Below are 26,901 nucleotides of genomic sequence, written 5' to 3'. Positions count from 1 at the left end.
ACGCTATCGTCGCGGCCATGCAGTCCTCGCCCGAACCGCTCGTCCCGCCCACCGCCCCACCGGTTGCCCCACCGATCGCCGAGCGACGACCCACCACCGCCGAGCACCACGGGCACACGCGCGTCGACGACTACGAGTGGCTGCGCGACAAGGACTCCGCTGAGGTCGTGTCCTACCTCGAGGCCGAGAACGCCTACACCCGCGAGCGGACCGCTCACCTCGCCGACCTGCGGCAGTCGATCTTCGCGGAGATCAAGGCCCGCACGCTCGAGACCGACCTCTCGGTCCCGACCCGCAACCGCGGGCACTGGTACTACGGCCGCTCCTTCGAGGGCAAGGAGTACGGAGCCACCTGCCGCGTGCCGGTCGCCGGCCCCGACGACTGGACCCCGCCCAAGCCCGCGGAGGCCGCCCGGCCCGACGAGCCGGCCCTCCCCGGCGAGCAGGTGCTGCTCGACCTCGACGCGCTGGCCGAGGGTCACGAGTTCTTCTCCCTCGGCGGGTCCTCGGTCAGCCCCGACGGGACGCTGCTCGCCTACGCGACCGACGTGGTCGGCGACGAGCGCTACACGATCCAGGTCAAGCAGCTCGACACCGGCGACCTGCTGCCCGACGAGATCACCGGCGTCCTGGGCGGCGCCACCTGGGACCGGGCCGGCGAGAACTTCTACTACACGACCGTCGACGACAGCTGGCGCGCCGACAAGATCTGGCGGCACCGGCTCGGCACCACGCAGGCCGAGGACGAGCTGGTCCACGACGAGACCGACGGCCGCTTCTGGGTCGGGGTGGGCCGCACCCGCAGCGACCGCTTCCTGGTGATCGCGTCGGGGTCGAAGTCGACCTCGGAGTACCGCTACCTCGACGCCGACGACCCGGACGCCGGCTGGCGGGTCTTCGCCGAGCGGCGCGAGGGCCTGGAGTACTCCCTCGACCACGCGGTGCTCGCCGGCGAGGACGTCTTCCTGGTCCTGCACAACAACACCGGACCCGACTTCGAGCTCGCCACCGCGCCGGTCGCGCCGACTCCCGCGGAACAGTGGCGGCCGCTGGTCGCGCACGACCCCGCCGTACGCCTCGAGGACGTCGACGCGTTCGCCGGCCACCTCGTCGTGCACCAGCGCAGCGAGGGCCTGACCCAGCTGCGCATCCTCGAGCTCGGTGACGAGGGCGTCACCGACGACTACCTCGTGGAGTTCGACCAGGAGATCTACACCGTCGGGGCGGCCGGCAACCCGGGCTTCGCCCAGCCGGTGCTCCGGCTCGGCTACACCTCGATGGCGGTCCCCTCCTCGGTCTACGACTACGACGTGCGCAGCCGCGAGCTCACGCTGCTGCGCCGCGCCCCCGTGCTCGGCGGCTACGACCCGGCCGACTACGAGGAGCACCGCCTCTGGGCGAGCGCCGAGGACGGCGAGCGGGTGCCGATCTCGATCGTCGCGAAGCGCGGCTCCCGGGACACTCCCCTCGATTCTGGGGCGGGCACCGGCCCCGTGCCGGTGCTGCTCTACGGGTACGGCGCCTACGAGACCTCGATCGATCCCTACTTCTCGATCGCCCGGCTCTCGCTGCTCGACCGGGGCGCCGCGTTCGCGATCGCCCACGTGCGCGGCGGCGGCGAGATGGGCCGGCGGTGGTACGACGAGGGCAAGCTCAGCCAGAAGAAGAACACGTTCTCCGACTTCGTCGCCTGCGCGCGCCACCTGGTCGACACCGGCTGGACCACCCCGGACCGGCTGGTCGCCGAGGGCGGCAGCGCCGGCGGCCTGCTCATCGGCGCGGTCGCCAACCAAGCGCCCGAGCTGTTCGCGGGGTTCGTCGCCGAGGTGCCCTTCGTGGACGCACTGACCTCGATGCTCGACGCCAGCCTGCCGCTGACCGTGCCGGAGTACGACGAGTGGGGCAACCCCGAGGCCGACGCGGAGGTGTACGACTACCTCGCGTCGTACTCGCCGTACGACAACGTGGCCGCGGTCGACTACCCGCCGATCCTCGCGGAGACCTCGCTCAACGACACCCGGGTGCTCTACGTCGAGCCCGCCAAGTGGATCGCACGGCTCCGCGCGACCGCGGTCGGGCGACGAGACTTCCTGCTGCGCACCGAGATGGCGGCCGGCCACGGCGGGGTCTCGGGGCGGTACAAGGCCTGGCACGACCGCGCGTTCGCCCTGGCCTGGATCCTCGATCGGATGGGGCTGGCGGACCTCCCGCTGCAGAGCCAGGCCAGGGTCGCCCCCTGAGAAGTCCCTGAGAGTACCGGCCGGACGCAACTCCGCAGGCCGCTCACACGTCATTCGGATTGAGAAGTTCAACGTTTGACCAGGGAATCCACTGGTCACCGTGGACGTTGTAAGGGACGTGTGGAGGCGCAGTGGCGCCGTTCACGTGAGATTGGAGGGCGACCCATGGCTACACGCACCGCTGTATCCGCCGGCACTCGCGAGATCGAGGGCCGCGACAGCGTCGGCCTGTACCTCGACGAGATCGCCCGCAACCCACTGCTCGACGCCGCGAGCGAGGTGGAGCTCTCCAAGGCGATCGAGGCCGGCCTGATGGCCGAGCACCTGCTCGCCGAGGGCCGGGTGGGCCGCAAGAAGGGCGGCGCCCCGATGTCGGCCTCCGTGGAGGAGCTCGAGTGGCTCGCCGAGGAGGGCCGCAAGGCCGTCGACACGTTCATCACCGCCAACCTGCGCTTGGTCGTCTCGATCGCGCGCAAGTACGGCCGGGCCCAGATGCCGATGCTCGACCTGATCCAGGAGGGCAACACCGGCCTGATCCGGGCGGTCGAGAAGTTCGACTACACCAAGGGCTACAAGTTCTCGACCTACGCCACCTGGTGGGTCCGGCAGGCCATCACCCGCGGCATCGCCCAGCAGGCGCGCGTCGTGCGGCTCCCCGTGCACGTGGTCGAGGAGCTCAACCAGGTCGGCGGCGCCCGCCGTACGCTCGAGCGCCAGCTGGGTCGCGACCCGGAGCCGCGTGAGATCGCCGCGGAGCTCGGCATGGACGTCGACCGGGTCCTCGACCTGATGGCCTGGGGCCGCGAGCACGTGAGCCTCGACTCCCCCGTCGACGAGGACGGCGACACCTCGCTGGGCGACCTGATGGCTCAGGAGACCGCTCCCGGTCCCGACCTGAACTTCATCGACGTCGAGTCCCGCGACCGGCTCAACAGCCTGGTCGGCCAACTCGACGACCGGGCCGCCGACATCATCCGCTCGCGCTACGGCCTGGTCGACGGGCGCCAGCACAAGCTCGCCGACATCGGCGCCAAGCACGGCATCTCCGCCGAGCGGGTCCGCCAGCTCGAGCGCGAGGCCCTCCAGAAGCTCCGCAGGTTGGGCGACCCCGACCTCGCCGCCTGACGACACGTTGACCCGCCCGAAAGTTTCGGGCGGGTCAACGTCGTTGTAGATCTTCGAAGACCTCCGTCACCCGCTGGCGGAGGTCTTCGCGCGTCGCGGTGTTCTCGATGACGTACGTCGCGATCGCCCGCCGCTGCTCGCGCGTGGCCTGGGCGGCGATCCGCGCCTCGGCGTCCTCGCGGGTCATGCCCCGGTCGCGGAGCATCCGCTCGACCTGGGTCTCGTGGGGGGCGTCGACGACGATCACCGCGTCGAAGTCCGCGACCCGACCCGACTCGGCCAGCAGCGGGATGTCGTGGACGACGATCCCGTCCTCCGGGGCGGCCGCCTCGAGCGCGGCGTACCGCTCGAAGACCAGCGGGTGCACGATGCGCTCGAGCAGCTTGCGCTTGGCCTCGTCCTCGAACACGATCCGGCCCACCGCCGCCCGGTCCATCTCGCCGTCCTCGGTGAGGATCTCCGGCCCGAACGCCTCGACGACCTGCTGGAGGCCGGCGGTCCCCTTGGCCACCACCTCCCGCGCCAGCCGGTCGGCGTCGATGACCACCGCACCCAGCTCGGTCAGCATCGCCGACACCGTGCTCTTGCCTGACGCGATGCCGCCGGTGAGTCCCACTCGCATGGGGTCATCCTGCCCGACGTGTCGGCGACTCCGTCCCGACGGGATCCTGGTCGGTGTCGAGTTCGCGGATGGTCGCCGCGGAAGCAACGCCGGATGGGGTGGCGGCTCCGGCGCACGGGGCGGCGGCGTGATGGTGTTCCCGGGCGGGGGTGGTGGCGGGCACCTCGCTGTGGACATCGACTTCTTCATCGCCCCGTTGCCGCCGGCCGGACCTCTCCGGATCGTCTGCGCGTGGCCCAAGCACGACATCACCGACCATGTGACCGAGATGCCCGGGGAGCAGATCGCTGCCGCCGCAGCGCGCGTACACCAACTGTGGCCCCGGCAACCACGCAGCCAGGAGCCCCCGCTGCCCGAGCCGCCGGACGTCGGCCCCGACAGCTGGTTCGCCGGCTGAGCGCTGCTGTACGCGGGGACGCTCAGCCGGTGATCACGACCCGGTCTGCTCTGGTTCGGAGCATGGGCTGTGTCAGGCGACGGACTCGTCGGCCAGGTAGATCTCCATCGGCATCGGTCGTCGGACCACGCGAATCTGGGGCGCGACGCTCGTGTAGACGTGCCCGGTCGGTGTGGTCGTCTCGATCGTGTGGAGATCGGGGTGCCCGTCGGGTCCGGGCCGGGGTCTCGCCCGCCAACCGATGGCCTCCTTGGCGATGTTGCAGGCCTCGCAGTAGCCCTGACCGTTGACGAACGTGGTCGAGCCACCCTCGGCGCGACTCCGGGCGTGGTCGCTATCGGCGATCGGGGCGTCGCACCAGGGGCTCCGGCACCGCCCCTGGTCACGGAGCCCGATCAGGTCGGCCAGGCCGTCGGGGAAGCGCGTGGAGCGGGACTCCGCGGCCACCAGTCGCCCGGTCTCCGGGTGCGTGTAGAGGCGACGCAGAGCGGCCAACCCCTGTTCGTGCGCTTGCCGGATCAGGTGGCGTGCGACCTCGGCTGGGACGGGCCCGTAGCCCGCCACCCAGCCGGGCTCGTCGTCCATGCCGAGCAGCGTGGTGTCGGCCAGCAGGACGTCTGCCCGGACGGGCACCTGGTCGGCGGACGCCTGGCCCGTGACCAGCTCGACGAGCCGGTCGGCCATCAGCTGCCCCTTGCTCCGACCGTCACCGGCTGCGATCTGGGCGAGCGCCCAGGCGTTCAGGGCCGCGTAGGTGGCAACGCCCTGCACGACCGGGAGCAGCGCGCCGAGCCTCATCATCGTGTCGGGTGCCGGCTGAGACGTCACCCGGCGGTCGCCTGCAGCCTGGGCCGAGCGCTTGACGAAGGCCTGCGGGTCGAACCGGTAGGCAAGCTTCTGCACCTCGGCCTCGAGCTGCCGATCGCCGAGCGACTCGAGCCAGGCGGGGTCACCGGCGATCGCCAGGTCGACCCGTCCCCGGTGCTGCGGGGACAGACACTCGGTGTCGCGGGCGATGATCGAAGCCTTGAACTCGGTGATGTGTCCGGCGCGCAGGGCGGAGCGGGTCTCGGGCAGGTCCTGGAGCCGCTTGGCCAGGTGCAGCAGCCGGACGCCGCGGTGATGGGAGACCCGCCGCGCCAACGCGATCTGGGCGGCCACTCCGCGTCCCCGGCGCTCGGCGCGCACCCCGGCGCGGGCTTGCTCGGCCCGCTGCGAGGCATCGAAGGCGACGCTGACCTCCGCCTGAGCACCTTCGAGGACGCACTTGAGCTCCTCGGCCGCACGCAGGAAGTCGATCCGCTCGGCGTCCGTCAGCCCGGCGGCCGACCTGCTCGACACCCGGGCCGCGAACGCGTGGATCTCCGCGGCCGACGGCAGCGCGGCGACAGCTCCGCCGGCGCTCCCCGCCCGACCATGCTGCCCGAGATCTGCCATGTCGACCACGCTAGACGTGGCCACCGACAATGCCCCGCAGCGCGCTGACCTGCGCAGAAGCGTCCGTCTCGACCGGAGCAGATTGCGTGCGACCTGCGGAGGAGCATCCGGATCTGCCGAGATGCAGACGTCAGTTCGGCGATGCGTCGAAACCGGTCATCCGGATGAGCCTGGCCGGTACCCCGGCGACGATGGCGTTGGCAAGCACGTCCTTGGTGACGACTGCGCCCGCTCCCACGATCGCGCCATCACCGATGCTCACGCCGGGAACGACGGTCACGTTGGCTCCGAGCCACACCTTGCGACCGATCACGACCGGCGCAGGAATCATGTCCGCTCGCCTGTCGGGGTCAACACCGTGGTCGAGTGTCGTCAGGGTGCTGCCGTGACCGATGAGCGAGCCGTCCCCGATGGTGATCCCCCCGGTGTCCTGGAAACGACAACCGAGGTTGATGAAGACCCCCTTGCCGAGCGTGAGGTTCTTGCCGAACTCGCTGTAGAAGGGCGGGAAGACGACGACCGACTCGTCCACCGCCTTTCCCGTCAGACGGCCAAGAAGGGTTCGCACCTCATCGGGCGTGCGGTAGCCGGAGTTGATCTCGGCGATGGTCCGCAGCGCGTCCTGGGCAGCCCTGTGCATGAACGCGTGTGCCTCCGAACCACCCTCGATCATCGCGCCGCTGTCCACGTGGTGCAGGAAGTCCTGTAGCTCCATCCATCGGATCCTGCCACGGCAGCACGAGCGCACTGAAGCGTTCGGATCTGCGCGATCCGTGCGCTTCTCCTTGTTATGCCGATGATCGGATGCCGTCAGTGAGTTGGCCTGATACCGACCCGCCACCGCGGAGGCTTGGTGAGAAGCACGTCGGCACATGCACGACCGGATGTGAGCCAGGTGACCTTTTGACTTCAAGTACTTGAAGTTCCTACCGTGGTTGGAGTGAGCACACGGGCCGCACAGCACACGTACACGATCAAGGAAGCAGCCTCCCTGACCGGTCTTCCGGCCAGCACCCTGCGGTACTACGAGTCGATCGGGGTGATCCCGCCCGTGAGCCGGGGCGCCAGCAGCAAGCACCGGGTCTATGACGAGAGCGACCTGGACCAGCTCATGTGGGTCGCTTGCCTGGCGGCTACCGGGATGTCGGTCGGCGACATGAAGAAGTACGTCGCGAACGGGCAGCTGGGTGCGTCGGCGGCACGCGAGCAGATTGAGCTGCTCAGCGGGCAGCAGCGCAGGCTCGCCCTCGAGGCGGAGCACATCGCGCTCCGACAGCGCTACGTGGCGCTGAAGATCGACTACTGGCACGCGACCGACGCTGGCGACGACGCCCGGGCGGAGCTGCTGTCCGGCGAGGCGCGCAAGCTGGCCGACGACCTCAAGCGGGCCGGCAAGCACTGACCGCCGTCGCGTCCACCACTCCGTGGTCGGCGCGGCAGGAGCCCCACGCCGTACTGGCACCTGGGGCGGTCCTCCGGCGCGCGAACAGACCATCACCACGAAGGAAGGCGTCACCATGAAGTTCACCCAGAGCGGCGGGCAGACCGCTCGCGGACCGGCGGACTGGTTCACCGGCACCGTCTACATCGACGGCATCCGCAACCCCGACGAGCAGTCAGCCGTCGGCTGCGCCCACGTCCGCTTCACCCCGGGCGCCCGGACCGCCTGGCACAGCCACCCCAGGGGCCAGACCCTCTACGTCACCGACGGGATCGGCTACGTCGCCCGCCGCGGCGGGGAGATCCAAGTGATCCGCCCCGGTGACGTGGTCTACATCGAGCCGAACGAGGAGCACTGGCACGGCGCCACCCCCGACCGGTTCATGGCACACGTCGCCATCCAGGAAGCCGACGCCGACGGCCAGGTCGTCACCTGGCTCGACCACGTCAGCGACCAGGAGTACGGAACCTGACCGGCTCAGCCCACCCGCCCCCCCACCCGAACGAAGGAACACCTCCCATGCGCGTCAACGCCTACGCCGCCCCCGCGGCCGGCCAACCACTGACCCCGACCACCATCGAACGCCGCGACGTCGGACCCAACGACGTCCTCATCCAGATCCAGTACGCCGGCATCTGCCACTCCGACATCCACACCGTCAACGGAGACTGGGGCCCCCAGCCCTTCCCAGTCGTTCCCGGTCACGAGATCGTCGGCGTCGTCACCGAGGTCGGATCCGCCGTGGTCAGGCACGAGGTCGGCGCTCGCGTCGGCGTGGGCTGCATGGTCAACTCGTGCGGCCAGTGCACCAACTGCAAGAACGGTGACGAGCAGTACTGCCTCAACGGCATGGTCGGCACGTACGCCGTCACTGACCGCGACGGCACCACCACCCAGGGTGGCTACTCCACCCACGTCGTGGTCGACGCCGACTTCGTGCTCTCGGTGCCCGAAGCACTCGACCCCGCCGCCGCGGCACCGCTGCTGTGCGCGGGCATCACGACGTACTCCCCGCTGCGGCGCTGGGGGGCCGGCCCCGGCAAGAAGGTCGCCGTCGTCGGACTCGGCGGCCTTGGACACATGGCCGTCAAGATCGCCTACGCCCTCGGGGCCGAGGTCACCGTGCTGTCCCAGACCCTGAAGAAGCAGCAGGACGGCCTGCGCCTCGGCGCCGATGACTACTACGCCACCAGCGACCCCGACACCTTCAAGCAGCTCGCCGGCCGGTTCGACCTCATCGTCAACACGGTCAGCGCCCACATCGACGTCGACGCCTACCTCGGGCTGCTCGCAGTGGACGGAACCCTGGTCAACGTCGGCGCACCGGCGGAGCCGCTCAGCGTGAACGTGTTCTCGCTCATCAGCTCCCGCCGCTCGTTCGCCGGCTCCATGATCGGCGGGATCGCGCAGACCCAGGAGATGCTCGACTTCTGCGCTGAGCACAACATCGGCTCCGAGGTCGAGGTCATCGCCGCCGACCAGATCAATGAGGCCTACGAACGCGTCCTGGCCTCCGACGTCCGCTACCGGTTCGTCATCGACACCAGCACCCTGGTCTGACATCTGCTTGCCAAGGGCGCCCGTCCGACCGTTCTGGACGGGCGCTCGGCACATTCGTAGCGCACGCCATCAAGCCATCAAGGTGTGCGGGCGGGCGCCTGGTCACCCTCACAAGTGGTCTGCCTGGCGACCCCCCGACGGCGGCACAGGAACATCCGCTCATGCCGCGACCCGAGCGAGCGGACATGCCGATGACAGGGACGCGCACTTCAGGTTTCCGAGACTTCAGTGGGGTCGGCAGGGCCGAGCCGCCGCCATCGAAGGTCACCGTGCTCATACTCCATAGCTGTCGTGAATGAGGTGATCGGGCGCTTGCTCGCTTCACTCTGCTTGAAGCGCAACCCATGGTCATCTCGGAGGTTGACCAGACCCTCGAACTTCTCTCCGGGCATCAGGGATGCCGACTCCCAGATGATGTGATCAGCCACAGACACTCGCGCCTTCGTCGCCGGCTCACGCGAGGCATTCTCAGCAGTCACCCACAACGACTTCATCGTGAACTCGGGATCGACGCCGATGCCGCCTCCCCCGTGTACCTCATAGCGCACGAAACCTGCCTGTCGAGCCCGCTCCCGTGCAGTCCGCTCCTTCTCGTCTGCGGCCCGCTTGGCCTCGGCAGCAGTTTCTCGTTCGCGGTGCCGCGCTTCGGCGGTAAATGACCTGGCGGCGTAGATGACCGCTGCGATCGTCCCGAGGCCTCCAACCCACGTGCCGGCTGCTTCGACGGACCCGGGATCGATTCCAGTGCCGATCAGGTAGCCCCCTGTCGCGCCGACTAGAAGCCCGCAGGCTCCTACAGCAACTCGCGACCAGCCCATAGCGAACCTCATCCGAACAGAGACCGGAACGGCATGATGCCCTGCCTACTCGTCAAGGATGGTGTCACTGAGCAAGGAGTCACGCGACCAGACATGCCGCGAGACGCGCCGGATCGTCGACGCCCGAGCGTCCGCCCCCGCAGGAGGGCCACTACGCTCGTCCGGATCTGCCGCGATGGGTGCCGACGCCGGGCACACACGAACGCCCCTGCGCTCGCTCAACCGCGCACGATCGCCATCGTCTCGCCAGTGGCCGGTCTGTCCGCCGACGCGTCATGACCCGCCAGATCCTCGCCCCCGGGGCCACGGCCTTCGGCACCTCGGCACCTTGGCACTGACGCTGACGGCTTCGTGGTTCCGGCAGATGCGTCTCAGCTGACGGCGACCGCTGCCGGCCGACGCAGACGGTGCACGACCGCACCGAGCACGAGCCCGATGGCGGCGGGGATGAACAGCACCAAGGCGAAGAACACGAAGCCGTCGCTCAGCTCGGTCGAGAGGTCCCGGTCGTCGGTGAGGGCGAGCGCGACCGGGATCCCGACGGCGGTGACCGCGGACGTGAGCACCCAGGTGAGCAACGCCTCGACCAGTCCGCGGCGTACGCCGTCGACCACCGCCCACCCGAGCGCGATCCCCACCAGGATCAGGAACGCCAGCAGCCCGGCACCGAGCGCGTCGGTGCTCTCGCTGCGAGCGATGGCCGCCACGTAGGCGGCGATCACCACGACGATCGCCACGGAGCGGAGCAGGGCAGCGACGAGCACACGGGGAAGCGACATCCGCACAGCCTCCCGGACCGGGGCCGCCGCGTCCGGCGAACGCCTCAGAAGCCACGGGAGACCCTGCCGCCCCCGGAGTGGCTCGAGCCGCCGCGCGCCCTGTGCGGAGCGCGACGAGCCCGACGGCTTACCACCGATGGTAAAGATTCGCCCCGCCGTGCTTCCACACCTCATCCGGGCGACCGGCCGACCGATGGGAACGTCAATCGATCCGCGAACCCTCGAGGTGACCGGCTCGCCTCTCGGGCGACGTACGCACCGCCGACCCAGGAGACCACCATGAGCGGCCCCACCTCCCAGCCCACCACCAGCACCACGAAGTCCGGCCTGGGCTTGCTGCGGTGGTTCGACGACCGCCGGCTCCGCACCAAGGTGCTCGCGGTGTCCCTGATCGGCATCCTGCTCGCCGGCACCATCGGTCAGCTGGCGATCGTACAGATGGGCAAGATCGCCGATGAGGCGGCGGCGATCAAGACCGACGGGCTGGAGCCCGTCGGCTACGTCAACACGGTGCGCCGGGCGTTCCTGCAGACCCGGGTCGACGCGCTGGCGGACGAGCTGCAGACCACCGACGGTCCTGCCCACGACGCCTACCTTGCAGACGTCGAGGCCATGGACAAGGCGCTCGCCAGCTTCGGCGACCACGTCACGCTGAGCAAGGCGGAGCAGAGCGCGTTCGCCGAGTTCCAGACCAACTGGAAGACCTACACGGAGCTCGCCAGCGGCAAGATCCTCGAGCTGGCCCGGGCGCGCGACTGGACGGGGCTGGACGCGCTGCGACAGAAGGAGGTCGCGCCGATCGCGACCGCACTCAACGACACGCTGACCGGGTTCGAGGACGCGATCGCCGCCGAGGCGGCGACCGCGGTCGAGCACGCGCAGACGACCTACACGAGTGCCCGCACGATGGTCTACATCGAGCTGGTGATCGGTCTCCTCCTCACCCTGGTGCTGTCCCTGTTCGTCGCGCGACGGATCACCAGGCCCATCGACCAGACCGCGACCGCGCTGAGGGGGCTTGCCGAGGGCGAGCTGACCCAGCACCTCGACCTGGACTCCAAGGACGAGGTCGGCCAGATGGCGATCGCGCTCAACACCGCCAGCAGCCGGCTCGCAGGGGCGATGTCGGACATCGCCGCGAACGCCGAGACGCTCGCCTCGGCGTCGCAGGAGCTGTCGAGCGTCTCGGGGCAGATGTCGGGATCCGCCCAGGAGTCCGCGGCACAGGCAGGCCTGGTGTCCAGCGCCGCAGACCAGGTCTCGCGCAACGTCCAGACCGTTGCCGCCGGCACCGAGGAGATGTCCGCCTCGATCCGCGAGATCGCCCAGAACGCCACCGGCGCCGCCACGATCGCCACCGACGCGGTGCACGTCGCCGAGTCCGCCAACGCGACCGTCGCCAAGCTGGGTGACTCCTCCTCGGAGGTCGGCAACGTGATCAAGGTGATCAACTCCATCGCCGAGCAGACCAACCTGCTCGCCCTCAACGCCACCATCGAGGCCGCTCGCGCCGGCGAGGCCGGCAAGGGATTCGCGGTGGTCGCCAACGAGGTCAAGGAGCTCGCGCAGGAGACCGCCCGCGCCACCGAGGACATCAGCCACCGCATCGAGACGATCCAGAGCGACACCGGTGCCGCGGTCGCGGCCATCAGCGAGATCTCGGCCATCATCGCCCGGATCAACGACGCCCAGACCACGATCGCCTCCGCGGTCGAGGAGCAGACCGCGACCACCAACGAGATGGCGCGCAACGTCGCGGAGGCTGCCAGCGGCTCCACCGACATCGCCGCGAACGTCACCGGGGTGGCGCAGTCCGCCAACGACACCACGCTCGCCGCCGAGAGCACCAGCCAGGCAGCCGAGGAGCTGGCCCGGATGGCCGCGACGATGCAGCAGCTGGTCGGGCGGTTCCGCTACTAGTGCCGCGTCCCAGAAGTTCTTGGGCGCTTCGCGCCCCCATGGCACGCACCTCGCTGCGTTGCCGACGCTTGCGAGACGAGCGGGTATGGCGGCGCGCCGGCGCCTGGCGATGCACCCACCCTGAGAACGCCAACCGATCAACAACTTCCGAGACGCGGCACTAGCGGCTGGTGCCGGCCGACGGCGCGGTGGTCACGGCCGCGTCGTCGGCACCGGCCGCCGTCGCCCGGCACACCTCGGCCCACGGGGTCGGTTCGAGGCCCAGCTCGCGGGTGATCGCGCTGGAGTCGAGCACGTAGGGCCGCTCGAACTGGTAGACGGTCTCCCGCATCTCCCGCAGCAGCGGCACGAACCTGCCGCCGACGCTCAGCAGCGCCCTCGGCCAGACCCGTACGGTGACCGGCTCTCTGCCGGCCGCCCGGCAGACATCGGCGACAGCCTCGGCCTGGGTCCGAGGGGCGTTGGTCGGCGCGTGCCACACCCGTCCCCACGTCTGCGGAGCCTGTGCGACCGCCGCGAGCGCACGGCCCATGTCGCGCACGTCGGTGAACGAGTGCGGCTGGTCGGCACGGCCGAAGACCCGCACGCTCTTGCCGGACAGGGCACGCGGCGTCACCTGCGGGATGTGCGCGTTGCTGACCGACGGACCGACGTAGTCCGAGCCACGCACCTCCACGGCGTGGATCCGGCCGGCCTCGTGGGCGGCGAGGGCGTCGGCCCACATCCCGGCGCGGATCCGGGCCTTGGTGCCGGTCGCGGCATCGGGCATGGTCTCGACCATCGGAGCGTCCACCGGACCGTAGCCGTACAGGCAGGACGCGGTCACCAGCGTGGCGCCGGTGCGCTCGGCGGCCTCGAGGAACGCGGCCGCGACCGGCGGCCAGTACGTCGGCCACACCGTGTACGACGGAGGGTTGATGCAGTTGTAAAGCGCGACCGCGCCGGTCGCGAGCTCGGTGAGCCGCTCAGTGTCGGCGGCGTCCGCGGCGTCCCGGCGGACGCCCGGGATGGCCGGCCCCTGACCCGAGCGGCTGACGAGCAGGACGTCGTGCCCCTCCGAGGCGAGCTGGACGGCGGTGGCGCGGCCGACCGGGCCGGCACCGACGATCACGTGGAGATCGGACATGGTTCCTCCTGAAGTCTGGGCCGAGAGCACTGCTCTCTGTTCTGGATCAACCGTGACACGAACGGCCATCCAAATCAAGAGCAGTGCTCTCGTTTGTTGTCAACGCTCTCGTCGTGGGGCACGATCACGACATGGCGCCCTCCGCATCCCGCACCGCACGCGACCTGGCCCGGGCCGAGATCACCCAGGCGATCCAGGAGACCGCCCGTCGGCACCTGGCCGAGGTCGGCCCCGCCGCCCTCTCGCTGCGCGCCATCGCGCGCGACGTCGGGATGGTCTCCTCCGCGGTCTACCGGTACTTCCCCAGCCGCGACCACCTGCTCACAGCGCTGATCGTGGAGGCCTACGACGAGATCGGCGCGGCCGTCGAGGCCGCGGACACCGGCGTACGCCGGCGGGGTGACCTGGCCAAGCGCTTCACCGCCGTGTGCCACGCGATCCACGACTGGGCGCGCGCCCACCCGCACGAGTACGCGCTCCTCTACGGCTCTCCGGTGCCGGGCTACGCGGCGCCGGACACGACGATCCCCTCCGCCGCACGGGTCCCGGGGACGCTGATGCGCATCGCCGAGGAGTCCGAGCGCGCCGGCCAGGCGCTGGGTGCGCCTTCGCGCGTGATGAGTGCCAAGGCGCGTCGTGCCCTGGGTGGCATCCGACCCGCCCTCGAGGTGACGATGAGCGACGAACGACTGGTTCGCTGGCTGATGGCCTGGGAGACGGTCTTCGGGCACACTTCCCTGGAGCTCTTCGGGCACATGCACCGCGGGATCCTCGACTACGAGGCCCACTTCACCCAGGTCACCAGCCAGCTGGCGGCCGACCTGGGGCTGTCCGGCTGATCAGCGGGCACCGCTGACTAGTCTGGGCCCGTGGACCACGTCGAGCTGCGGGAGGGATCCCGGGTCGCGCTCCTGGTGCCGGGATCGCTCGACTACCTCGACCTGGTGATGTCGCTGCTGGCCGCCGGGATGTTCCCGATCCCGCTGGACCCCCGGCTGACGGCCTACGAGCGCGAACGGATCCTCGGCGGGCTCGAGCCCCACCTCGTCGTCGAGACCGCGGACCAGGTGACGGCGATGGTCGCCAACACGCCCGACCGGTTCCGCAGGGCACTCCCGCGCGCCCGACCGATGCACGTCACCAGCGGCACGACCGGGACGCCGAAGGGCGTCTACTCCGGACTCCTCTCCGACGAGGACGCCGCGGCGCTGGTCGCCGAGGAGCGCGACCTGTGGGGGTTCACCGACACCGACGTCAACCTCGTGCTCAGCCCGCTGTACCACTCCGCTCCCCTGCGCTTCGCGATGGGCACCGCGCTCGCGGGAGGTCGCGTCGTCGCCCCCGGGGCCTTCGACCCTGCGCTCATCACCGAGGCGATCGGGCGTGAGCGGCCGACCACGATGTTCTGCGTGCCGGCCCACCTGCAGCGGCTCTTCGCCCATTGGGACGCCCTGTCCGCGGCAGGGAGCGAGTGGCCCGACCTGTCCAGCTTCCGGCTGGTCGCGCATGCCGGCGCGCCGTGCCCGCCGGCGCTCAAGCGGCGGTTGATCGAGGCGTTCCCCGACGGCTCGACGTGGGAGTTCTACGGCTCGACCGAGGGCCAGTTCACCGCCTGCCGCAGCGAGGAGTGGCTCGAACGCCCCGGGACCGTGGGCCGGGCGCGGCCGGGCCGCACCCTGTCCACCGACCCCGACGGCACGATCTGGTGCGCGGTGCCGCCGTACGCCCGCTTCGAGTACCTCGGAGACCCCGAGAAGACCTCGGCGGCGTGGCGGGTCCTGCCTGACGGGCAGAGCGCCTTCACCGTCGGTGACCTCGGCCGGCTCGACGAGGACGGCTACCTATACCTCGACGGACGCCGCGAGGACCTGCTGATCACCGGTGGCGTGAACGTCTATCCCCTCGAGGTCGAGAACACCCTGCGCGAGCACCCCGCCGTCGAGGACGTCGCGGTGTACGGCGTCCCCGACGAGCGCTGGGGCCAGCGCGTGTGCGCCGCCGTCGTCGGCGACGTCAGCGCGGCCGAGCTCGACGCGTTCGCGCGCGAGCGGCTGGCCCCGCCCAAGCGCCCCAAGGACTACACCTTCATCACCGAGCTCCCGAGGACACTCACCGGAAAGGTGCTTCGGGAGCAGCTGGCCCGCTAGCCGGCGAACCGGCGCCGGTACTGCTGCGGGCTCAGGCCACGCACCCGGCCGAAGTGGTGGCGCAGGGTGGCGGCGTTGCCGAAGCCGACCTCGTCGGCGATCCAGTCGATCGAGTGGTCGGTGCGCTCGAGCAGCTCCTCGGCGGCCTGGACCCGCTGGCGGGTCACCCACGAGTGCGGGGTGGTGCCGGTCTCGGCCCGGAACCGGCGGGCGAACGTGCGGGGCGACATGTGGCTGCGCCGCGCCAGGGCCTCGACCCCGAGGTCGTCCCCGAGGTTGGCGACGATCCACTCCAGCAGCGGACCGAGGGTCTCGGCGTCGCAGTCGGGCACGGCACGGGCGATGAACTGCGCCTGTCCCCCGTCGCGGTGCGGGGACACGACGATCCGCCGAGCGGTCGTCGCGGCCACCTTGGTGCCGAACTGCTCGCGCACCAGGTGCAGGGAGGCGTCGATGCCGGCCGCGGACCCGGCTCCGGTGAGGACGTTGCCGTCGTGGCAGTAGAGAACGTCGGGCCGGACGTCAGCCTCGGGGTACGTCGCCGCGAGCCGGTCGGTGAAGCGCCAGTGCGTCGTGCACTCCCGGCCGTCGAGCAGGCCCGCCGCACCCAGCTCGAAGACCCCCGAGCAGTGGGCGTAGATGATCGCGCCACGGTCGTACGCCGCTCGCACGGCCTCCAGGACCGCCGGATCGTGCTGGAGGTAGTCGTACTTCGGGCTCAGGCAGACCAGGTCGGCGTCCTCGACGGCCTCCAGGCCTCGCTCGACGACCAGGTCGTAGTCGGAGCGCCCCCGCACGCGCCCCGGCCGCGGTGTGCAGACCCGGAAGTCGAAGACGGGGTTGTCGTCCTCGGGGTGGTAGGGCTCTCCCCACACCTCGACCAGCGAGCCCAGCCCGAACGGCTCGGCCCCGTCCTGCACCACCACGGTCACCTTGTGCACCGGGCCATCCTGACGGATGCGTGGCAGGAAATCAACGAACCATGACTTTCCTGCCAGTGGTGGCAGGATCACGCTGCGAGCATGATTTCTGCCATGACCTCGCTCATCATCCTCATCGCCATGGTCGCCGGCTTCGCCGCCCTGGTGCGCTACGCCCGCCACGACCGGTTCGCCGGTCCGGCCGTCCGGCTCTGCCACCGCGACGGCCTCGCCTGCACCGCCCCCGCCCCGCTGCGCCCCTGAACCCGGAAAGCCCGAAGGCCCGGTCACCTCGCGGTGACCGGGCCTTCGTGCGTTCAGATCGCTACCGGGTGATCAGTTGCCGCCGGTGAGCTTCTCGCGGAGCGCCTGAAGCGCCTCGTCGGAAGCCAGCGAGCCGCCGGTCTCGGCGGTCTCGGTGTCGTCGCCACCGCTGGAGTACGACGTGGCCTCGCCCGCCTCGACCTCGGCCTTGGCGGCCTCGGCCTGCTGCTTGACGTGGGCCTCCCAGCGGGCGTGAGCCTTGGCGTACTGGTCCTCCCAGATCGCGCGCTGCTCGTCGAAGCCCTCGAGCCACTCGCCGGTCTCGGGGTCGAAGCCCTCGGGGTAGACGTAGTTGCCCTGCTCGTCGTAGGTCGCCGCCATGCCGTACAGCGTGGGGTCGAAGTCCTCGACGTCGGAGGCGGTCGCGGTCTCGTTGGCCTGCTTGAGCGACAGCGAGATGCGGCGACGCTCGAGGTCGATGTCGATGATCTTGACCATGACGTCGTCGTTGACCTGGACGACCTGCTCGGGGATCTCGACGTGACGCTCGGCGAGCTCGGAGATGTGCACCAGGCCCTCGATGCCCTCCTCGACGCGGACGAACGCACCGAACGGCACCAGCTTGGTGACCTTGCCGGGCACGATCTGGCCGATCTGGTGGGTCCGGGCGAAGTGCTGCCAGGGGTCCTCCTGCGTCGCCTTGAGCGACAGCGAGACCCGCTCGCGGTCCATGTCGACGTCGAGCACCTCGACGGTGACCTCGTCGCCGACCGCGACGACCTCGGAGGGGTGGTCGATGTGCTTCCAGGACAGCTCGGAGACGTGGACGAGACCGTCGACGCCGCCGAGGTCCACGAACGCACCGAAGTTGACGATCGAGGAGACGACGCCCTTGCGGATCTGGCCCTTCTGGAGCTGGGTCAAGAAGCCGTGGCGAACCTCGGACTGGGTCTGCTCGAGCCAGGCACGGCGCGACAGGACCACGTTGTTGCGGTTCTTGTCGAGCTCGATGATCTTGGCCTCGAGGGTCTGACCGACGTAGGGCTGCAGGTCGCGCACGCGGCGCATCTCGACCAGCGAGGCGGGCAGGAAGCCGCGCAGGCCGATGTCGAGGATGAGTCCACCCTTGACGACCTCGATGACGGTGCCCTCGACGACGCCGTCCTCCTCCTTGACCTGCTCGATCGTGCCCCAGGCGCGCTCGTACTGGGCGCGCTTCTTGGACAGGATCAGGCGGCCTTCCTTGTCCTCCTTCTGGAGAACCAGTGCCTCGACCTTGTCACCCACGGAAACGACCTCGGAGGGGTCGACATCGTGCTTGATCGAGAGCTCGCGAGACGGGATGACGCCTTCGGTCTTGTAACCGATGTCGAGCAGGACCTCGTCCCGGTCGACCTTGACGATGGTGCCATCCACGATGTCACCGTCGTTGAAGTACTTGATGGTCGCGTCGATCGCCGCGAGGAAGTCCTCTTCAGAACCGATGTCGTTGATCGCGACCTGGGGCGCGTCGCCCATCGGATCGAACATGGCGGGAAGAGTCGAGATGGTGCTCGTCATAAGGGAGGTTGTTCCTTGGGTGGATAGGAGTCGTGCGGACACGGCGAAGGTCCTTTTCACCAACCACGGGGTGGAAAGCGAGCGCGTGTCCGCTCCGTCTGGGACGCGGGCAGACCTCCGGCGCACCCTGAAGACTACGCGGCGCGTGTGAACTACGTCCAACCCACGACGACGCGGACTCTCCTCTCGTCCGTGCCCGCGGCTGGCGTGTCGGGGCTCCGCCCCGCCACGCCGGCCGCGGATGCGACCTGGCTGAGTCGTCCGACGGTGTGGTTGCGGTAGGCGCGTGGGCTGCGGTTAGGCTCCGGGACGTGGAGAACCATCCTCCGGTGCGGGTCGAGCGACGTCCCGTGACCGAGGACGAGTCCCGGCGGGCCAACGGCCCCGACTGGGACCGTTACGCCGACGAGTACCAGTCCACCCACGGGGAGTTCCTCGGCGACGTCGGGTTCGTGTGGGGGCCAGAGGGGTTCACCGAGGCCGAGGCCGGGGTGCTCGGCGACGTGGCGGGCCGCGACGTCCTCGAGGTCGGCTCCGGCGCCGGTCAGTGCTCACGCTGGGTGCGCAGCCAGGGTGGCCGTGCCTACGGCCTGGACCTGTCCTTCCGTCAGCTGCAGCACTCCCGGCGGATCGACCAGGACACCGGCATCGCCGTGCCCTCGGTCGTGGGGACCGCCACCGCGCTGCCGTTCGCGGACGGCTCCTTCGACGTGGTGTTCTCCTCGTTCGGGGCGCTCCAGTTCGTCAGCGACATCGCCGACGCGGTCGCGGAGACCGCCCGGGTGCTGCGTCCCGGTGGGCGCTACGCGTTCTCGATCACCCACCCGACCCGGTGGATGTTCCCCGACGACCCGACCGAGGCCGGACTCCTGGCGAGCCAGTCCTACTGGGACCGCACGCCGTACGTCGAGGTCGACGACGCGACCGGACAGGTGTCCTACGTCGAGCACCACCGCACGCTGGGCGACTGGGTCGCGCTGCTGGCCGGCCACGGCTTCGTGATCACCGACCTGCTCGAGCCCGAGTGGCCCGAGCACCACGAGCGCGTGTGGGGCGGCTGGTCGGGGACCCGGGGGCGCTACACCCCCGGGACCGCGATCTTCGGCGCCCGACTGGGCTGAGCTAGCTCGCCGCGCCGGCCATCTCGCGCTTGCGGCCCGCGCCGTCGCCGCCGGAGGCGGAACGACGAGCGGTGAGCAGCAGCGCCAGCCCGGCAAGCACGCAGAGCCCGCCGCCGGCGAACCCGACGATCGGCATCCAGACGGTCATCGTGTCGAGCATCCGCATGTTGGTCCTGGCGTCGTCGGCGAACTGCTTGATCTGGTCGTCGGTGAAGCCGATCTTGAGGTCCAGCACCTGGGTGCCGTCGGTCAGGTAGCGCTGCTGGTCCTGGGTCTGCTGCTGGATCGCACCGGTCTTGGGCTCGACCCAGATCTCGATCTTGTTGTCGTAGGTGCCGTCGATGCCCTTGGCGATCTCGATCGGCGCGTCGGTGATCGTGGCCTCGTAGACGTAGCAGTCGACGCCCGCCAGCGTGTCGGTGCGCTCGAAGACCGCGTTAACCGCGTGACCGGCGGTGCCGTCCCAGAGCGGGTAGGTCTTCTTCTGCGCGTCGAACGGCCACTTGTTCATCAGGCCCTCGTGGGGCGTGGCGTCGGCCGGCAGGTAGTCGGTGTCGTTCACAGCGAGCGCGGTCACCCGGTCGGTGGCGAACACGTCGGTGCTCGCGTCGACCAGCCGCGGGTCGTCGCCGTCAACGCAGTTCGGGGCGTTGTCGATGTCCATCACGACGCAGGTGGTCTGCACCCAGCTGACGACGTCGGCGTCGGAGGCGTCGGAGTCGGTCTTGGTGATGCTCTCGACCTTGACCGGCACGGGCTCCGTCGGGAACTCACTCGTCGCCGGGTCGAGCTTCCTCACGGTGCCGTCCAAGTGCGTGACCTGGTCGACGTTCAGGGGCGTCTTCTCGACCATTCCCGGCGCCCAGACCTGGGCGAGCAGACCGCCCACGAGCAGAAAGGCGCCGACCCCGAGCAGCACGAGCCCGAACCACTTACGCTTCACGTCCCCTCCCAAGGATGTTGCGAACCGGTGCACCGTAGCAGTACTCACGGGTAGAAATGCGGCGTCCGTCACACTCGTCTCCGAAAATTGTCCTGCGCCGTGTGACACACTCCCGGCGTGCTGCGCCGTCCCGACCGCTTCGTCCTCGCGGGCGTGGGGCTCGTGCTGGTGCAGCTGGTGTTCCGGGGCTGGGCGCTGGCGGGGTCGTGGTTCTACTTCGACGACCTGGCGTTCATGTCACGCGCCGCGAACCAGCCGTTCGACGTCGACTACCTGACCGAGTCCTACGGCGGGCACCTGATGCCGGCGGGCTTCGCGCTGGCGCGTCTGCTCAACGACCTGGCGCCGTTCGACTGGCTGCCCTGGGCCGCCTCGCTGCTGCTCCTGCAGGCCCTGGCCGGCTTCGGGATGCTCCGTCTGCTGCTCTCGATGTTCGGCCACCGGTGGCTGGTGATCGCGCTCCTGGCCGGCTACCTCGCCTACGTCTTCACCCTGTCGGCCGGGATCTGGTGGGCCGCCGGCATCAACCAGCTCCCGCTCCTGATCTCGTTCGCGTTCGGCCTGCACGCCTTCGTGACCCACCTGCGGACCCGCCGAGTCCGTTCGCTGGTCGCCGCACTGCTGTGGACCGTCGTCGGGCTCGCGTTCTACGAGAAGACCCTGCTGCTGGTCGGGGTCTACGCGATCATCGCCGTCTGCTGGTTCACCTCCGGGACCACGCCGGAGCGCATCCGCGACCTCTGGGACCACTACCGCGTGGCGGTCGTGTCGTTCACCGTCCTCGGCGGCGCCTACCTCGCCGTGTACGTCGCGTACGGCCTCGACTTCTCCCCCAGCGAGTCCACGGGTCAGTCGTGGGGGCCGCTGGCGTGGAACCTGGTGATGGTCGCCTTCGCGACCGCGGTGGTCGGCGGCCCGATCACCTGGCAGTCGATCAACGTCGGGTCGCTGGCCGACCCCTCGACGATCGTGCAGCTCGGGGCCTGGGTGCTGGTCGGCGGTCTCATCTACTACGCCTACCGCACCCGCACGCACAGCCGCCGGGCCTGGCTCCCGCTGGTGTTCACCATGGCCTCGAACATCGTGCTGCTCGCCTCCGCACGCGCCGCCGTCGTCGGACCCGACATCGCACGCGAGTTCCGCTACCAGACCGAGTCGAGTGCCCTCGTGGTGGTGTCGATCGGCCTCGCCTTCATGCCGCTGCTCGGCGCGCGCGAGGTCAACGGCGAGCGGCCCGACGTGCCACGGCCCTACGAGCGGGGACTCTACGTCGCCGCGGCTGTGCTGGCGGTCGTCGCGCTCGCGGGCTACTCCAGCGTGCGGTACGTCGAGCAGTGGCAGGACGGCAACCCCAGCGAGGCGTACTTCGACCACGTCGAGGCTGCACTCGCGGACGCCTCCGCACCCGTGGCGCTCGTGGACGCGGGGGTCCCTCAGACGCTGCTGTGGTCCTACCGCTTCCCCGAGAACATCTACAGCCACGTGTTCCGGGACCTCGACCATGCCGACGCGGCGACCTATCCCAGCACCACGCTGGACAACCTCTTCCTGTTCGACGACGCGGGCCGGCTCGCCCCGGTCGTGATCCCCCCGGTCCGCTCGATGGTCCCGACCGACGGCTGCGGCTACGCCGTACGCCCCGGACGCACGACCACCGTCCCGCTGAACGGGCCGGTCATCGGCGGCGGGTGGTGGATCCAGATGGGTTACGGCAGCCAGCACCCGGTCACCGTGCAGGTCGAGGCCGGAGACCGCACCTACGAGGTGGACCTGCCCCGCGGCCTGCACAACCTCTACTTCGAGGCGGAGGGCGAGTTCAAGCAGGTGCGGCTGAGCGTCGCCGGCGACGACCAGTCCGGCCAGTCCGGCCAGGACCCCGGGCTGTGCGTCGCCACGCTCGACCTCGGGATCCCCGCACCCGTGAGCAGCACCTCATGACCGACACCCGGCTCCACCTGGCGGCGCTGCGGCGCAGTCGCGTCGCGCAAGTGGCCGTCCTGCTCATCGTCGTCCACCTGGCCCACCGCATCTGGATCACCTCGATCTCGTGGTACGTCGGCGACGACTTCGCGTTCATGTCCCGGATGTGGCACGACGGGCCGACCCTGTCGGCGGCTGCGGACCCGTACGCCGGGCACCTGATGCCGGGGGGCATGTACCTCACCTGGCTGGCCGGCGAGATCCACGCCTACGACTTCACGGTCGCGGGCGCGCTGCTCGTCGTGATGCAGGCCGCCGCCGACGTCGGCATGCTCGTGCTGCTCGTGCGGATGTTCGGCCTGCGCGCGGGCATCCTCCCCCCGCTCGCGCTCTACCTCTTCACGGTGTTCTCCACCCCCATGGCCGTGTGGTGGGCCGCGGGGGTCAACCAGGTGCCCCTGCAGGTCGTGCTGTTCTGGTCACTCGCCGCCCACGTGTCCTACCTGCGCACCCGTGAGCTGCGCCACCTCGCAGTGACGATCGCCTGGCTGGCCGCCGGGCTCGCGTTCTACGAGAAGACCGTGCTGGTCCTCGGGGTCCTCGGCATCGTCTCGCTGTCCTACTTCGCCACCGGCTCGCTGCGTCACCGGCTGGTCACCATGTGGCGCGACCACCGGCCGGCGGTCCTGGTCCTGGTGCTGCTCGGTGCGGGCTACCTCGTGCTGTACGCCGAGGTCGGCCTCAACTTCAGCGCGTCCGGCGCCGGCAACGACCTGCTCGGCGGCGTCGCGACCAACATGGTGTTCCAGGGCTACGCACCGGCGCTGGTCGGCGGTCCCCTGACCTGGAGCCACCAGGGCCCGGGCTCTCTCCCCGACCCCAGCGCCCTGGTGATCGCGGCCAGCGTGCTGGTGATCGTGCTCGTGCTGCGGGCGATCCACCACGCCCGGCTGCGCAGCCTGCGTGCCTGGTGGCTGCCGGCGTTCTTCCTGACCTGCGACATCGCGCTCGTCCTGGCCGGCCGCGCCACGTTCGTGGGCGACGTGATCGCCCTGGAGCTGCGCTACCAGAGCGAGCTCGGCGCGGTCACGGCGATCGCGCTCGCCTGCGCCACGTTGCCGATCCGGGGTGCCGTCGAGACCGTCGAGCCGCGGTCGGCGAGCCGGCTCGTGGACCACCCCGTGCGAGTCGGTGCCGCGGTCGCCGCGGTCAGCGCCCTGGGCCTGGTCTCGTCGACCCAGTACGCGACGTACTGGAGCTCGCACGCGGAGGCCGAGCCGTACTTCGCCCGGCTGCTGGACCCGGTCCGCGACGCCCAGCACCCGCTGCCGCTCATCGACGCCCCGGTCCCGAACTTCGTGATGTGGGGCCTCGGCTACCCCGCGAACCTCCAGAGCCGGCTCCTGGTGCCGTACGCCGACCAGGTCGACTTCCGCACCTCCGCGATCGACTCGCTGATGATCGCGGGCCCGGACGGGACGGTCGGGCCGGTCGCGGTCCCGGCGACCCGGCGCGCCGAGCCCGGCCCCGACGGCGCGTGCGGCTGGGAGATCCACCGGCGGCCCCTCGAGATCCCGCTGGACGGTCCGGTCGCGTTCGGCGGCTGGTGGGTGCGGATCCACTACCTGGCAGCCGAGCAGACCCCGGCCACCGTGACGGCCGGGACCGCGACGTACGACGTGATCCTGCCGTTCGGGGACCATGTCCTCTACGTGGAGGGCGAAGGCGAGTTCGACAGCGTCTCGCTCTCCCGCGCGTCGCGCACCGCGACCCTCTGCACCAACGACATCACCGTCGGCCACCCGGAGCCGCAGGAGACCCCATGAAGACCCCCGATCGCACGTTCCCCACCCTCAACGCGCTGCGCGCGGTGGGTGCGATCCTGGTCGTGCTCACGCACTCGGCGTTCAACACCGGCCGGATCAACGACGGCTGGACCGGCGCCGCGCTGGCGCGCTTCGACTTCGGCGTGACGCTGTTCTTCGTGCTCTCCGGCTTCCTGCTGAGCCGGCCCTGGTTCCTGGCCGCGGCACTCGGCGAGCACCACCCTTCGGCCCGGCACTACCTGTGGAAGCGGGCCCTGCGGATCCTGCCGCTCTACTGGGTCGTGGTCCTCGTCGCGCTCCTGGTCGACCCGGGCAACGACGGCGCCGGCCTCCAGGAGTGGCTCAGCAACCTCACGCTCACCCAGCTCTACTTCCACGGCCTGCTCCCCAGCTCGCTGACCCAGATGTGGAGCCTGTGCACCGAGGTCGCGTTCTACGTCCTGCTCCCCCTGCTGTGCGTGCTGCTCACCGGGCGGCAGCACCGCGGCCTGGACCTGCGGCGGGTGCTGGTCGGAGCCGCGGTGATCTCGGTGCTCGGGGTGGCCTGGCAGGTCCGGGTCGCGCAGATCCCCGGGCACGAGGGCCACTACGGCCAGTGGCTGTTCGGCTACCTGCCGTGGTTCATGGTCGGCATGGCGTTCGCCGCCTGCTCGGCCGCGCTCACCGCCGACCCCGAGAGCACCCGCGCCGGCCAGGCGTTGGACCGCCTCGGCGCCGACCTGACCGGCTGCTGGATCCTGGCGGCCGCGGTGTTCGCGGTGGCCTGCACCCCGTTGGCCGGACCCCGGCTCCTGCTCACCCCGGGTGCCTGGGAGGCCGGCTCCAAGGTCGTGCTCTACACGGTCGCGGGTGCCTTCTTCGTGCTGCCGCTGGTGTTCGGGCCGGAGCGCGACGGCTGGGTGCGCGAGCGGCTCACCGGACCGGTGCCGACCTGGCTCGGCGACATCTCCTACGGCATCTTCGCGATCCACATGTGCGTGCTCAACCTGGTCTTCCGGATGCTCGACCTGGATGTGTTCACCGGCCGGTTCCTCACCGTCGCCGGGCTCACCCTCGTCATCACCACCGGACTGGCGAGCGCGTCCTTCTACCTGTTCGAGCGTCCGCTGCTGCGCGCCAAGAACATCCGCTTCTTCGCGCGCATGGAGCCGGCGGACCGCACGGTCGCCCCGGCCCCCGAGATCGCGCCCTAGGACCTCGTCGATACGGTCCGCACGACCCGGGCGCGGACGACCGGCGACCACGCTCCCGGCACCAGGTCGAACCAGCCCCGCACCCGGAACGCATGCGGGCCCGCCGGGAGGACCGTCGTACGGAAGGTGGGCCGGTCGGTGCTGCCCAGGCTCGTCCAGGCCCCCGCGACCCGGTGCTGGACCTCGAACGACGTCGCCGTCGAGGCCCGCCACGCCAGATGAGCCCGGCCACGGCCGTCGACGGTCGCAGCGAGGTCGTCGACCCGCTCCGGCGCCTGTCCTCCCGCGGTCGCCGCGAACGTCCGAGGCGCGCCCACGTCGTCTCCCCACGACGGGGTGACCGAGACCTCGTAGGTCTGCCCGGCCACCAGACCGGCGAGGCTCACCGACGGCGTGGTGACGACCTGGGAGGCGGTGGTCCCGGCCGCGGGTCCGGCCGCGGCCCAGGTGACGGCGTACGAGGTGGCGCCGCGCACGACGGGCCACAGCAGGTCGAGGCTCCGCTCGCCCGGGACCACCGTCACCGGACGGACCGAGTCGGGCGCTGGGCGCACGGTCACGACGTCGGAGTAGAGGTCCTCGGCGACCGCCGTGCCCTTGGTCGCCTGCACCCGGAACTGCCAGTCGTGGAAGTTCTCGAGCTGGGCGGCGACCCAGGAGCTCTCGGCCAACGCGTACGGCAGCCGCACCCACTCCTCGGCCTCGGTCGCGTCGCGCACCCAGACGTAGACCCCGGTGGCGCCGGGAGGCGCCGTCCACACCAGCCGGGCCTGGCGGTCCCCGGCCAGCACCTGCAGCGCGGGCGCCGTCCTGGGACCGTTGAGGACCACCGGCAGCGGTCGAGGGTACGCCGCGCCGACCCCGAGCACGGCAAGCGCGTCGGCGAACCCCGAGGCGATCTTCACCTCCCCGGTGGCCGAGGGGTGCAGCGTGTCGTAGGTGTCCTCCGCGCGGTCGAAGTCCGCGGGCTGCGCGACTGCGACCCGGGAACCGGCCGTGGCGGTGTCGGCGGCGACGCCGGGGAGAGCGGCGTCGAGCTGGGCCAGGACCGGCTCCCACACCTGCGGGAGGGCGCCGAGCACCACGTCGACGTCCGGGTCCGCCGCCTGGGCCTGCGTCACGAAGGCGCGCAGGTCGGCCGCAGTCTCCTCGACCGTGCGGGCGCCGAACAGCACGTCGTTGGTGCCGAGCATCTCCACGACGACGTCGGGCCGGAACGTCCGCACCAGGTCGCCGATGTCGTAGTCCTGGGCCCACAGCGCCTGACCCCACCGGGCGGCGTGGTCACTGTCGAAGGCGGGGTCGGCGTAGCGGTGGTCGTCCAGGTCCTCCGTCACCGGGTCGTAGACCCCGGAGCTCGGCCCGACGAAGTCGACCTCGGCGCCGACCGCCCGCAGGTGCTCCCAGAGCCGGTAGCGCCAGGTCCAGTCGCCGACCGAGCCCTGGGTGATCGAGTCGCCGACGACCAGGATCCGGGTCGGGTGCGACGCGGCGCCCTCCGACGGGGCCGGCGCACCGAGGAGGCCGCTCACGACCAGCAGT

24 protein-coding genes are annotated in these 26,901 nt (G+C 70.5%); 14 read left to right on the top strand and 10 right to left on the bottom strand.

The features are described from left to right. Window positions 1–17 precede the first annotated feature (17 nt). Entirely contained in the window at window positions 18–2,240 is a 2,223-nt protein-coding gene (locus AC3ANS_RS08785; protein ID WP_488295778.1) for a S9 family peptidase, read from the top strand. A 165-nt stretch (window positions 2,241–2,405) separates the two neighbouring features. Then, window positions 2,406–3,365, top strand: a complete 960-nt coding sequence (locus tag AC3ANS_RS08780; protein WP_488295777.1) for a sigma-70 family RNA polymerase sigma factor — start codon at window positions 2,406–2,408, stop codon at window positions 3,363–3,365. 34 nt (window positions 3,366–3,399) lie between these two features. On the opposite strand, the gene coaE is transcribed toward AC3ANS_RS08780, so the two are convergent. Beyond that, entirely contained in the window at window positions 3,400–3,987 is a 588-nt protein-coding gene (gene coaE / locus AC3ANS_RS08775; RefSeq protein ID WP_488295776.1) for a dephospho-CoA kinase, read from the bottom strand. Between the two features lie 169 nt (window positions 3,988–4,156). Between coaE and AC3ANS_RS08770 the strand changes: the two genes are divergently transcribed. Further along, entirely contained in the window at window positions 4,157–4,384 is a 228-nt protein-coding gene (locus AC3ANS_RS08770; RefSeq protein ID WP_488295775.1) for a hypothetical protein, read from the top strand. 72 nt (window positions 4,385–4,456) lie between these two features. Here AC3ANS_RS08770 and AC3ANS_RS08765 read toward each other — a convergent pair whose 3' ends face one another. Together AC3ANS_RS08765 and AC3ANS_RS08760 are read right to left on the bottom strand one after the other, a co-directional pair. Further along, window positions 4,457–5,821 carry an HNH endonuclease gene (locus AC3ANS_RS08765; protein WP_488295774.1) on the bottom strand — a complete coding sequence of 455 codons (1,365 nt, stop codon included), beginning with the start codon at window positions 5,819–5,821 and terminating at the stop codon, window positions 4,457–4,459. 130 nt (window positions 5,822–5,951) lie between these two features. Continuing rightward, window positions 5,952–6,536 (bottom strand): DapH/DapD/GlmU-related protein, encoded by a 585-nt coding sequence (locus tag AC3ANS_RS08760; protein ID WP_488295773.1) that lies wholly within the window; start codon window positions 6,534–6,536, stop codon window positions 5,952–5,954. A gap of 225 nt (window positions 6,537–6,761) precedes the next feature. Here AC3ANS_RS08760 and AC3ANS_RS08755 point away from each other — a divergent pair, with 225 nt between their 5' ends. The 3 genes from AC3ANS_RS08755 (at window position 6,762) to AC3ANS_RS08745 (ending at window position 8,822) form a co-directional block, all read left to right on the top strand. Next, window positions 6,762–7,223, top strand: a complete 462-nt coding sequence (locus tag AC3ANS_RS08755; RefSeq protein ID WP_488295772.1) for a MerR family transcriptional regulator — start codon at window positions 6,762–6,764, stop codon at window positions 7,221–7,223. A 115-nt stretch (window positions 7,224–7,338) separates the two neighbouring features. Beyond that, window positions 7,339–7,734: a (R)-mandelonitrile lyase gene (locus AC3ANS_RS08750; RefSeq protein ID WP_488295771.1), complete on the top strand. Its 396-nt coding sequence runs from the start codon at window positions 7,339–7,341 to the stop codon at window positions 7,732–7,734. Between the two features lie 47 nt (window positions 7,735–7,781). Continuing rightward, the gene (locus AC3ANS_RS08745) at window positions 7,782–8,822 is read left to right on the top strand and encodes an NAD(P)-dependent alcohol dehydrogenase (protein ID WP_488295770.1); all 1,041 of its coding nucleotides are present in this window, start codon (window positions 7,782–7,784) and stop codon (window positions 8,820–8,822) included. A gap of 209 nt (window positions 8,823–9,031) precedes the next feature. On the opposite strand, the gene AC3ANS_RS08740 is transcribed toward AC3ANS_RS08745, so the two are convergent. Together AC3ANS_RS08740 and AC3ANS_RS08735 are read right to left on the bottom strand one after the other, a co-directional pair. Further along, a complete protein-coding gene (locus tag AC3ANS_RS08740; protein ID WP_488295769.1) occupies window positions 9,032–9,652 on the bottom strand; it encodes a hypothetical protein in 621 nt (206 codons plus the stop codon). 359 nt (window positions 9,653–10,011) lie between these two features. Beyond that, the gene (locus tag AC3ANS_RS08735) at window positions 10,012–10,419 is read right to left on the bottom strand and encodes a hypothetical protein (protein WP_488295768.1); all 408 of its coding nucleotides are present in this window, start codon (window positions 10,417–10,419) and stop codon (window positions 10,012–10,014) included. Window positions 10,420–10,698: 279 nt separating this feature from the next. On the opposite strand from AC3ANS_RS08735, the gene AC3ANS_RS08730 reads away from it, so the two are divergent. Beyond that, on the top strand, window positions 10,699–12,339 hold the full coding sequence (locus AC3ANS_RS08730; RefSeq protein ID WP_488295767.1) for a methyl-accepting chemotaxis protein: 1,641 nt from the start codon (window positions 10,699–10,701) through the stop codon (window positions 12,337–12,339). A 160-nt stretch (window positions 12,340–12,499) separates the two neighbouring features. Here the strand turns inward: AC3ANS_RS08730 and AC3ANS_RS08725 are convergent, their stop codons facing one another. Then, window positions 12,500–13,465 (bottom strand): NAD-dependent epimerase/dehydratase family protein, encoded by a 966-nt coding sequence (locus AC3ANS_RS08725; RefSeq protein WP_488295766.1) that lies wholly within the window; start codon window positions 13,463–13,465, stop codon window positions 12,500–12,502. Between the two features lie 131 nt (window positions 13,466–13,596). Here AC3ANS_RS08725 and AC3ANS_RS08720 point away from each other — a divergent pair, with 131 nt between their 5' ends. Further along, the gene (locus AC3ANS_RS08720; RefSeq protein WP_488295765.1) at window positions 13,597–14,304 is read left to right on the top strand and encodes a TetR/AcrR family transcriptional regulator; all 708 of its coding nucleotides are present in this window, start codon (window positions 13,597–13,599) and stop codon (window positions 14,302–14,304) included. A gap of 30 nt (window positions 14,305–14,334) precedes the next feature. Beyond that, window positions 14,335–15,612, top strand: coding sequence for a class I adenylate-forming enzyme family protein (locus AC3ANS_RS08715; protein WP_488295764.1), 1,278 nt, complete (start codon window positions 14,335–14,337; stop codon window positions 15,610–15,612). Here AC3ANS_RS08715 and AC3ANS_RS08710 read toward each other — a convergent pair. Continuing rightward, entirely contained in the window at window positions 15,609–16,553 is a 945-nt protein-coding gene (locus AC3ANS_RS08710) for a GlxA family transcriptional regulator (RefSeq protein WP_488295763.1), read from the bottom strand. The two genes, AC3ANS_RS08715 and AC3ANS_RS08710, sit on opposite strands and share 4 nt — an antisense overlap. A 93-nt stretch (window positions 16,554–16,646) precedes the next feature. On the opposite strand from AC3ANS_RS08710, the gene AC3ANS_RS08705 reads away from it, so the two are divergent. After that, window positions 16,647–16,796, top strand: coding sequence for a hypothetical protein (locus AC3ANS_RS08705; RefSeq protein WP_488295762.1), 150 nt, complete (start codon window positions 16,647–16,649; stop codon window positions 16,794–16,796). Window positions 16,797–16,868: 72 nt separating this feature from the next. On the opposite strand, the gene rpsA is transcribed toward AC3ANS_RS08705, so the two are convergent. Beyond that, the gene (rpsA, locus tag AC3ANS_RS08700) at window positions 16,869–18,326 is read right to left on the bottom strand and encodes a 30S ribosomal protein S1 (protein ID WP_488295761.1); all 1,458 of its coding nucleotides are present in this window, start codon (window positions 18,324–18,326) and stop codon (window positions 16,869–16,871) included. Between the two features lie 341 nt (window positions 18,327–18,667). Between rpsA and AC3ANS_RS08695 the strand changes: the two genes are divergently transcribed. Next, window positions 18,668–19,477, top strand: coding sequence for a class I SAM-dependent methyltransferase (locus tag AC3ANS_RS08695; RefSeq protein ID WP_488295760.1), 810 nt, complete (start codon window positions 18,668–18,670; stop codon window positions 19,475–19,477). 1 nt (window position 19,478) lies between these two features. Here AC3ANS_RS08695 and pgfA read toward each other — a convergent pair whose 3' ends face one another. Continuing rightward, window positions 19,479–20,420: a cell envelope lipid trafficking protein PgfA gene (gene pgfA / locus AC3ANS_RS08690; RefSeq protein ID WP_488295759.1), complete on the bottom strand. Its 942-nt coding sequence runs from the start codon at window positions 20,418–20,420 to the stop codon at window positions 19,479–19,481. A 117-nt stretch (window positions 20,421–20,537) separates the two neighbouring features. On the opposite strand from pgfA, the gene AC3ANS_RS08685 reads away from it, so the two are divergent. Genes AC3ANS_RS08685 through AC3ANS_RS08675 form a run of 3 tightly spaced genes read left to right on the top strand, consistent with a single transcriptional unit; the run spans window position 20,538 to window position 25,359 of the window. Beyond that, window positions 20,538–22,358 carry a hypothetical protein gene (locus AC3ANS_RS08685; protein WP_488295758.1) on the top strand — a complete coding sequence of 607 codons (1,821 nt, stop codon included), beginning with the start codon at window positions 20,538–20,540 and terminating at the stop codon, window positions 22,356–22,358. After that, complete coding sequence (locus AC3ANS_RS08680) at window positions 22,355–24,166, top strand: hypothetical protein (protein ID WP_488295757.1); 1,812 nt, start codon at window positions 22,355–22,357, stop codon at window positions 24,164–24,166. Before AC3ANS_RS08685 ends, AC3ANS_RS08680 begins: the two co-directional genes overlap by 4 nt. Next, window positions 24,163–25,359: an acyltransferase family protein gene (locus AC3ANS_RS08675; protein ID WP_488295756.1), complete on the top strand. Its 1,197-nt coding sequence runs from the start codon at window positions 24,163–24,165 to the stop codon at window positions 25,357–25,359. The genes AC3ANS_RS08680 and AC3ANS_RS08675 overlap by 4 nt, the downstream gene beginning before the upstream one ends. On the opposite strand, the gene AC3ANS_RS08670 is transcribed toward AC3ANS_RS08675, so the two are convergent. Beyond that, the gene (locus AC3ANS_RS08670; protein WP_488295755.1) at window positions 25,356–26,891 is read right to left on the bottom strand and encodes a GDSL-type esterase/lipase family protein; all 1,536 of its coding nucleotides are present in this window, start codon (window positions 26,889–26,891) and stop codon (window positions 25,356–25,358) included. The two genes, AC3ANS_RS08675 and AC3ANS_RS08670, sit on opposite strands and share 4 nt — an antisense overlap. Window positions 26,892–26,901 lie beyond the last annotated feature (10 nt).

This window comes from Nocardia sp. 149-1B (genome assembly GCF_057747975.1).
Note: the sequence above shows the minus strand (reverse complement) of the source record. Positions and strands in the feature narration are given on the sequence as shown.